Origin of the sequence: Allokutzneria oryzae (assembly GCF_042429765.1) — a bacterium.
Taxonomy (GTDB): domain Bacteria; phylum Actinomycetota; class Actinomycetes; order Mycobacteriales; family Pseudonocardiaceae; genus Allokutzneria; species Allokutzneria oryzae.
This window is the reverse complement of record NZ_JBHLZU010000021.1, coordinates 12,188-20,924: the sequence shown is the minus strand read 5'-3', so window position 1 is coordinate 20,924 and position 8,737 is coordinate 12,188. Positions and strand designations below refer to the sequence as shown.

Here is an 8,737-nt window from a genome sequence, read left to right as displayed (position 1 = left end):
TGTGCGGGTCCCTCAGTCTTCTTCTGCGGCTGCCAGAGCTTCCAGCTCTCGCAGAACGGTTTCCTCGACGAGCTCGGCGAACGCGGCGACCGTGCGCGCGGTGAGTACGTCGCGGGGCGTCAGCGCGATGTCGAAGGCTTCCTTGGTCTTCGACGTGATGTGCAGGCTCAGGATCGAGTCGCCGCCGAGGTCGAAGAAGTTGTCGTCCATGCCGACCTTCTCCACGCCGAGCACCTCGGCCCAGATCTCGGCCAGCACCTCCTCGGTCTCGGTCTCCGGTGCCACGTAGCCCGCCGGGGCCGGGGCGAAGCGCTCGATGGCCACCTCGGCGGCCGGGGCCGCGGTCACGCCGGTGAACGCGGACAGACCAGCCACAGTGGACGTTCCGGACGCCATGCCGATGAGCAGGGCGCGCAGGTCCTCGCCGAGGCGGCTGATCGTGGTGGCGTCGAACAGCTTCGGCTCGAAGCCCAGCACGAACGTCAGCTTGGCCCCGGGGTAGACCGTGGCGCTGAGCGGGAAGTTCGTCGTCTCCACCGCGCGCAGCTCGCGCAGCCGCAGACCGTGCGCGCTCGCGGCCTCGTCGTCGATCGGGTAGTTCTCGAACACCAGCAGGCTGTCGAACAGCCCACGACCGCCCGCGACCCCGCTCCACGCCTGCATCTGGGTCAGCGACACGTGCTCGAACCCGCGCGCGTCCGCCTGAGCCGCCTGGAGCTCGCGCAACCAGCTGGAGACCTCGGCCTCCTCGCGCACCGGCACCCGCACCGGCAGCGTGTTGATGAAGATGCCGGTGATGGAGTCGACGCCGGCCAGGTCCGCCGGACGGCCGGACACGGTGGAGCCGAAGCAGACCTCGCTCCGTCCACTGTGGCGGGACAACAACAGCGCCCACGCGCCCTGCACGACCGCGCTCGGTGTCAGGTGGTGCTCCTTGGCGAACTCGTAGAGCCGAGCCGAGTCCTCAGTGGACAGACTGAACGCCTGCTGCTCCGAGGCGAGGGTGTTGTGCAGGCCGTCACCTGGACGGTCCTGCGGCAGCGGGGTCGGCTCGGTGAAGTCCCCGAGCACTTTGCGCCAGTGCGCCTCCGCGAGCCCCTTGTCCTGCTCCCGCAACCACCGCACGTAGTCGCGGAAAGGCCGCCGGTCCGGCAGGCCCAGGTGCTGTGATCCGCGACCCAGCGCCGCGTGGGACTCGAAGACGTCGGAGAGCACCTGGAAGACGCTCCAGCCGTCGAGCAGCACGTGGTGGAAGGTCCACAGGACCTGGACCTCGGACTCCGACAGCCGCGCCAGCGCCACTCGCGTCAGCGGCGCGGCAGCCAGGTCGAAGCCCTCGGCGCGGTCGCGCTCCAGCAACTCCGCCACCAGGTTCTGCCGCTGCTCGTCGGACGACCCGGTCCAGTCCAGGTGGGTGACCGGGAGCTGAACTGCCTCGTGCACGAGCTGCACCGGTTCGCTGACGCCTTCCCAGACCACCGAGCTGCGCAACACCGGGGTGCGGTCGACGACCCGCTGCCACGCCCGCGCGAACAGCTCGCTGTCCCGGACCCCGTCGAGCACGAAGCTCATCTGCTGGAAGTACGCGCCCTGGTCGCCCTGGGACAGGCCGTGGAAGACCATGCCCGCCTGCATCGGGGTCAGCGGGTAGATGTCCTGTGTGGACTCCCCTGCGAGCCGGTCCACCTGGTCCTGGGTGAGCTTCGCCAAGGGGAAGTCCGACGGCGTGCGGCCACCGGCTCCCGGTTGGGCGCAGTGCTCGATGATCTCGCGCAGCGCGCCGACCACCGCGTCGGCGAGCCGCCGGATGGTGTCCTCGCGGTGCAGGCCCTCTGAGTAGTACCAGGTGAGGCCGAGTGCGTCCCGCTCGACCTTGCCGACCACGTCCAGCACGTGCGCGCGCGGAGCAGCCGGGTCGGCGTCCAGCGCGAGGTCGCCCTGCCTCCCGTCGAAACGCCCCAGGTAGTTGAAGCTGACCTGCGGAGCGAGGACGGGCCCCGAGTCCTCGGCGAGGTAGCGCAGCGCGCCGTGCCCGATGCCGCGCCGGGGGATCGCCCGCAGCTGCTCCTTCACGGACTTGAGCGCGGTTCCCCAGTCGTCGCGGGGAACGTCCAGAGCGACCGGGAAGATCGTGGTGAACCAGCCGACCGTCCGCGAGAGGTCCACGCCCTCGACGATCTCCTCCCGGCCGTGGCCCTCCAGGTCCAGCAGCACCCGGCCGGAACCGGCCCAGTCGCCCAGCACCCGGCCGAGCGCGGTGAGCAGCACGTCGTTGACCTGCGTGCGGTAGGCCTTCGGCACCTCCTGGAGCAGCGCCGCCGTCTCCGCCTCGGAGAGCCCGACGGTGACCTCGCGCAGCGAACCCGTGGTGTTGCCACCCTGTCCACTGTGGTCGGTCGGCAGCTCCGCGCCCGCCTCCTCCACGGAGTGCCAGTGCCGGTGCTCGTCGGCGAAGCCGCCGTCGGCGGTGTGCTCGGTGAGGCGGCGGGACCACTCGCGGAACGACGTGGTCTTCGCTCCGATGTGGACGGTCAGGCCCTGGGACGCCTGGCGGTACCCGGTTTCCAGGTCCTCGGCGATGATCCGCCAGGACACGCCGTCGACCACGAGGTGGTGCGCGGTGAGCAGCAGCGTCCGCGCGTCGAGCAGCTTCGCCCGCAGCAGCGAGCCGGCGGTGAGGTCGAACGCCTCGTCCGGCTCGGCGTCGCTGAACGGCTCGATGTCACCGACCGGGGCGTTGTCCTGCTCCCACTTCCCGTCAACCAGGCGGAAACGCATGCGCAGCGCGTCGTGGTGCTCGATCACCGCGACCAGTGCGGTGCGCAGTGCGGCGAGGTCGGCCTTGCCGTCCAGCACGATCCGCGTCGACTGGTTGAACCGCTCGGGTGAGACCGTGTGGTTGGCGAGGAACCAGTGCTGGATCGGGGTGAGCGGCACCTCACCGGTGACCGGGCCCTGTTCCCCGCGCTGCTCGTCGCCCGCCTCGGTCACGTGCGGGGCGAGCGCGGCGATGCTCTGGTGGACGAAGATGTCCCTGGCCGTCAGCACGAGCCCGGCGCGACGCGCCCTGGTGACGACCTGGATGCTCAGGATCGAGTCGCCGCCGAGAGAGAAGAAGTTGTCCCGCACACCCACCCGTGGCACACCGAGGACCTCGGCGTAGATCCCGGCGAGGGTGGCCTCGACCGGAGTGCGCGGCGCGACGTGCCTGGACTCCGCGCGCGCCTCGGCCGGCACCTCAGGCAGGTTCTCCCGGTCCAGCTCGTCGACGACCACGAACACCGTCGGCACCATGTGGTCCGGCAGCGCCTGGGACAGGAAGGTTCGCAGCACCGCGGAGTCCGGCGCCACCGGACCGGGTTTGACGAACGCGGCGAGCCGGCCACGCCCGGACTCGTCGGTGGTCACGACCGCGACCGCGTCCACGACGTCGGAGTGCCGCAGCAGCACGGACTCCACGACCGAGGGGTCCACCCGGAAGCCGCGCACGCGGACGACGTCCTCGGCGGCGCCTGCCAGCTCCTCCGCCGTCTCGCCATCGGCGAGCATCGGCAGCTGGCCGACCTTGCGGTCCGGATCGGAGACGATCCCGTTCAGCAGCACCTCAAGGTGCTCGCTCATCCGTTCGACGGTGCTCGCGTCGAACAGGTCGGTGTTGTACTCGATGGTCTGGGTCAGTCCGTCCGGCGTTGGCCAGAACTCCACCACGACGTCGAAGCGCGCGGAAGGCCGGGGCAGCTCCTGTTCGCTGACCAGCAGCGGTCCCATCCGCTCGCGCCGCACCAGCGGCTGCTGCAACGCGACCATGGCCTGCACCAACGGGGTCCGGCTCGCGTCGCGCTCCGGTCGCAGGTGCTCGACGAGCCGGTCGAAGGGCACCTCGTCGTGCGCGAACGCCTCCAGGACGGTTTCCCTGACCTCGGACAGGAACTCCGAGAACTCCAGGCCCGGGTCCACCCACGACCGCAGCACCAGCGTGTTCACGAAGAACCCGGCCAACCCCTCCAGCTCGGTGCGGGAGCGGCCGGAGTTCACCGTGCCCACCGCGATGTCGCGCTGGCGGGAGTAGCGGGACAGCATGACCTGCACGGCGGCGGTCAGCGTCATGAACAACGTCGCGTCGTGCGCCCTGCCCACAGTGGACAGTCGTTCGACGAGCCTCGCGGGCAGCGCGCGCCGGTGCACCGCGCCCGCCGAGGTGCGCACGGGCGGACGGGTGCGATCGGTCGGCAGGTCCAGCGGCTCGATGCCGTCGAGCTTGTGCCGCCAGTAGGCCAGGTGCCCTGAGGTGATGCCGCCGAGCAGGTCGCTGTCCCGCCCGCGCTGCCACACGGCGTAGTCCGCGTAGGAGATCGGCAGTTCGGTCAGGACGGCGGGCAGACCCTGCACGGACGCCGAGTACAGCTCGGCAAGCTCCTCCAGCAGCAGCGAGACCGACCACCCGTCGGTGATGATGTGGTGCTGCGCCAGTACGAGCACGTGCTCGACGGCGCTCATCCTGACCAGCAGCACGCGGGTCAGCGAACCGGCGCGCAGCAGGTACGGGCGCTCCAGCTCGCGCTCCAGCTCCGCGTCGAGCTCGGCGTCGCGCTGGACGGCGGGAACGGGGGACAGGTCCACCATCCGCACCGGGATCTCGCCCCGCTCGGCGATGACCTGGAACGGCTGCCCGTCAACGGAGTCGAACGTCGTGCGCAACGCCTCGTGCCGCTGCGCGAGCTCGTCGAGGGCGGCCCGCAGCGCGGCGAGGTCGAGGTGTCCGCGCAGGCGCAGGCCGACGCCGGTGTTGTGCTCGGTGCCACCGGGCGCGAGATCCTCGACGAGCCAGAGTCGTTGCTGCGCCGAGGACAACGGCAGCCTGCGGTTCCGGTCGGCGCGGGGGATCCACTCGGCCGCCGTCGCGGTCTCCGGCAGCAGCGCGGCCAGCCTCTCCACCGTCCGCGCGTCGAAGACCGCTCGGGGCGAGATCGACGTGCCGTACTTCTCCCGCAGCCGCGAGAGCACCTTCACCGCGAGCACGGAGTCCCCGCCGAGGCCGAAGAAGTCGTCGGTGACCCCGACCTCGGTCCCCAGCGCCTCGGTGAACAGCCGCGCGACGAACGCCTCCCGCTCGGTGCGCGGCGCCGTGCCGGTGGGCGCGGCCACGGAGGAGGCCGGTGCCGGCAGCGCCTTGCGGTCCAGCTTCCCGTTGGGGCTCAACGGGAACGCGTCGAGCACCACGAACGCGGCGGGCACCATGTAGTTCGGCATCCTCGACGAGAGCGCCTCGCGCAGTGCCGCCGGGTCCGCGGTGCCGGTGAGGTAGGCGACCAGCCGCTTGTCGCCGGGGCGGTCCTCGCGCACCACCGCGACGGCCTGGCGCACACCGGGCAGCGCCTGGACGGCCGACTCGACCTCGCCGAGCTCGATGCGGAAGCCGCGCAGCTTCACCTGGTGGTCGGCGCGGCCGACGAACTCCAGCTCGCCGTCCTCCCGCCTGCGCACCAGGTCCCCGGTGCGGTACATCCGGGAACCGGGCGGGCCGAACGGATCGGCGAGGAACCGCTCCGCGGTCAGGCCGGGACGGCGGAGGTACCCCCGTGCCAGGCCGATCCCGGCGACGAAGAGCTCGCCGACCTCACCGACCGGCAGCTGCCGCAGCTCGCGGTCGAGCACGTACGCGGAGGTGTTCCAGATCGGCCCGCCGATCGGCGGCGTCCCGGTCGGGGCGAGCGGACGGCTCCACGTCGAGACGACCGTGGCCTCGGTCGGTCCGTAGGCGTTGATCATGCGCCTGCCCGGCGCCCAGCGCTGCACCAGCTCCGGTGAGCACGCGTCACCGCCGACGACCAGCGTCCGCAGCTCCGGCAGCCGGACCCCGTCGGGCACCGTGCCGAGCGCGACCGGAGGGATGAGCGCGTGGCTGATCCGGCCGCGGGCCAGGACCTCCGCCAGCTGCTCGCCCAGCAGCGGGCCCTCCGGCGGGACGACGAGCGCGGCACCGGCAGGCAGCGACATGCACAGCTCCAGCACCGAGGCGTCGAAGCTCGGTGAGGAGAACTGGAGCACCCGGTCACCGGGCCGCACGTCGAAGCGGTCCACCTCGGCGGCGGAGAAGTTCGCCAGGCCCCGGTGCGAGACGACGACGCCCTTGGGGCGGCCGGTGGACCCGGAGGTGTAGATGACGTAGGCGGCGTTGTCCGGCGACAGCTCGACAACGGGGTCGGTGTCCGGGAAGCCCTCGGTGTCCAGCGCCCCGGTGACCACCAGCAGCGGCCGGGCGTCGTCGATCATGAACGCGACCCGCTCGCGCGGGTAGGCCGGGTCCACCGGCAGGTACGCCGCGCCCGCCTTGAGCACCGCCAGCTGCGCCACCACGATGTCCACCGAGCGCGGCAGGGCGAGCGCGATGATGTCCTCCGGGCCGGCGCCGGAGGCGATCAGCCTGTGCGCCAACCGGTTCGCGCGCGCGTTGAGCTCGGCGTAGGTCAGCGTCCGCCCGCCGTCGATGACCGCGGTCGCCTCGGGCGAGCGCGCGACCTGGGCCTCGAACAGCTGGGGGAAGGTCTGCACGGGCACGGGGCGCGTGGTGTCGTTCCACTGGTGTCGGGTCAGGTCGGCGAACAACGGCGTCGGGGAGGCCGTCTCAGCGGTCATCGATGGTCGACCCTTTCGGGGCTAGGTCGGGGCATGCGTCAGGGCCGGGACGGACCCGGCGGGGGAGGGCCGCGTGTCCGGCGGCGTCAGGCGACTTCCTGCGCCTGGCGTCGGCGGCGCGCGAGGCGCCCGCCGACCTGGATCCGGTCGATGCCACCGGTGGGACCGGTGAGGAACCGCCCGGTCTGGCCGGTGTCGCCGGTGTCCACGTCGCGCATCGCGAACACCAGGCCGTCCAGCGGGGTCAGCTCGGCGAACGGCTCGCCGTCCACGGCCAGCGCGAGCCGCCCGCCACCGGCGTCGGTGACGGCGTACTCCAGGTCGCCGTTGACGTAGCGGCCCAGGCAGTCCCGGGGCGCGGGCACCCGGCAGGACGGCGCGGAGGACGCGGCGGGACCCGCGTAGTCGCCGAGGCCGAACTCCGCGGCGAACTCCTGCCACAGCGCGTACCCGGTGCTGCCGTTGGCGGTCACCGCGACAACGGTGCCGGAGGCGGGGCACACGCGCAGGTGCGCCGATGTTCCGTCGCTCGTGCCGTCGTGGCCGAACCACGTGGTCGCCCGCCGGGTGTACTGGGCGAGCCCCAGGCCCCAGCCGTCGGCCATGCCGAAGGGCTCGGCGTGCGCGACGGACTCGCGCATCTCCAGCAGGACCTCGTCGTCGATCAGCCCCGGGCCGTCGCCGAGCAGCATCCGGCCCAGCACCACCAGGTCGGCCGCGCTGGCCGCGACGGCGCCCGCGGGCGCGTCGAGCCCGGTGAGGGACTGCCGGACCGGCCGCACCCGGTGCGGGCTGGTGCGGACCGCGTGCCCGGTCACGAAACCGCCCGCCCCGTCCCCGGCCGTGTAGCGCAGGTCCAGCCCGAGCGGGGCGGCCAGCACCGCGTCGACGGCCTCCCGCCAGCTCATCCCGGTCACGGCCTCGACGATGCCGCCGACGAGCACGTAACCGATGTTGGAGTAGGAGAAACCCGTGCCCGCCGCGCCGACCGGGACCAGCGTGCGGCAGGCGTTGACCGCGTGCCTGCGCAACGAGGTCGCGCTCAGGTCCTCGGCGTCCGACGGCAGCCCGCTGGTGTGGCTGAGCAGGTGCCGCACCGTCACCTCGTCGCCGAGCTCCGCGGCCACCCGCCGCAGCTCGGGCAGGTACTCCGCGATCGGCTCGTCCAGCTCCAGGTCGCCGTCCGCGACCAGTGCCAGCGCCAGTGCCGCGGTGAAGGTCTTGCTGACCGAGCCCACCGGCACCTTCGCCTCCTCGGTGAGCGGCCGGCCGCTGCCGTGCTCGGCCTCGCCGACGGCGACCGACACCGACCGGCCGTCGTGGTGCACGGCCAGTTGGGCGCCGGGCACGGAGTGGCTCTCGCCGAGCTCCGCGAGCCGTCGCGACATGTGGGCGAAATTCATCGATCCTCGCTCTAGGGACTTCTCAGGGGCACGCGTGCTCGCAGCCGGTTCACCACGCCCGTGAACCGTCCCGAAGTACTACCCGAAGTACTACCTGAGAATGTGACCCACAAGACATCTTGGGCCGGTGCTGCGACTCCGTGTGCCCCGCACGGAGTATGTAAGGCCTTTGTTCTAGCTGGGTGCAGGGCAACGGTGTCAACCCGGTTCGTTTTCGGCGACCGCCAAATGGAGCATTCGAGGAACTATTGCCGAATGCAATGTCAACAGGGTGAAGAGTTGTAGTCCGAGGTTTGACCGGGGTCACCACTATTCACCCTATCGGCGACGTTTTTCCTGTAACGTCCTGCTCCGACGGGTGACGAGGGTTCATTTCGAGTGAAGTTACTGTCCGGTAGTCAGGCTTCGACCGGACTGTCGTCGATGAAGTATTCGAATCGGCCGACCGGCCGGTGGTACCAAAGTAACAGCCTTGGTCTGACTTTAGTACCACATTTTCCGCAAGGTGTACGGACATATTTGGCGTAGTCGTGCCATTCGGTTCTGCGTGCGCTTTCCCGAAACGCTTCCGTAGCTCCTCGGGGGTGTCCGCCCGTGCGGACCGGTGACCGGCCGGACGGCCGCACGTCCACGTCCCGTCCCGCAGACGTCCGGCGTAGCGCGATAGCACAGGTGGAGCAACTGCGGCCGGTTTTCTC

General features: G+C 71.3%; 1 protein-coding gene and 1 pseudogene. Both read right to left on the bottom strand.

Features of this window, described 5'->3' with window-relative positions; all coding sequences use genetic code 11:
• Positions 1–12 precede the first annotated feature (12 nt).
• Positions 13–6,597, bottom strand: a pseudogene (locus ACFFQA_RS26500) (amino acid adenylation domain-containing protein); the annotation flags it as partial.
• A 125-nt stretch (positions 6,598–6,722) separates the two neighbouring features.
• Entirely contained in the window at positions 6,723–8,024 is a 1,302-nt protein-coding gene (locus tag ACFFQA_RS26495) for a serine hydrolase domain-containing protein (protein WP_377857777.1), read from the bottom strand.
• Positions 8,025–8,737 lie beyond the last annotated feature (713 nt).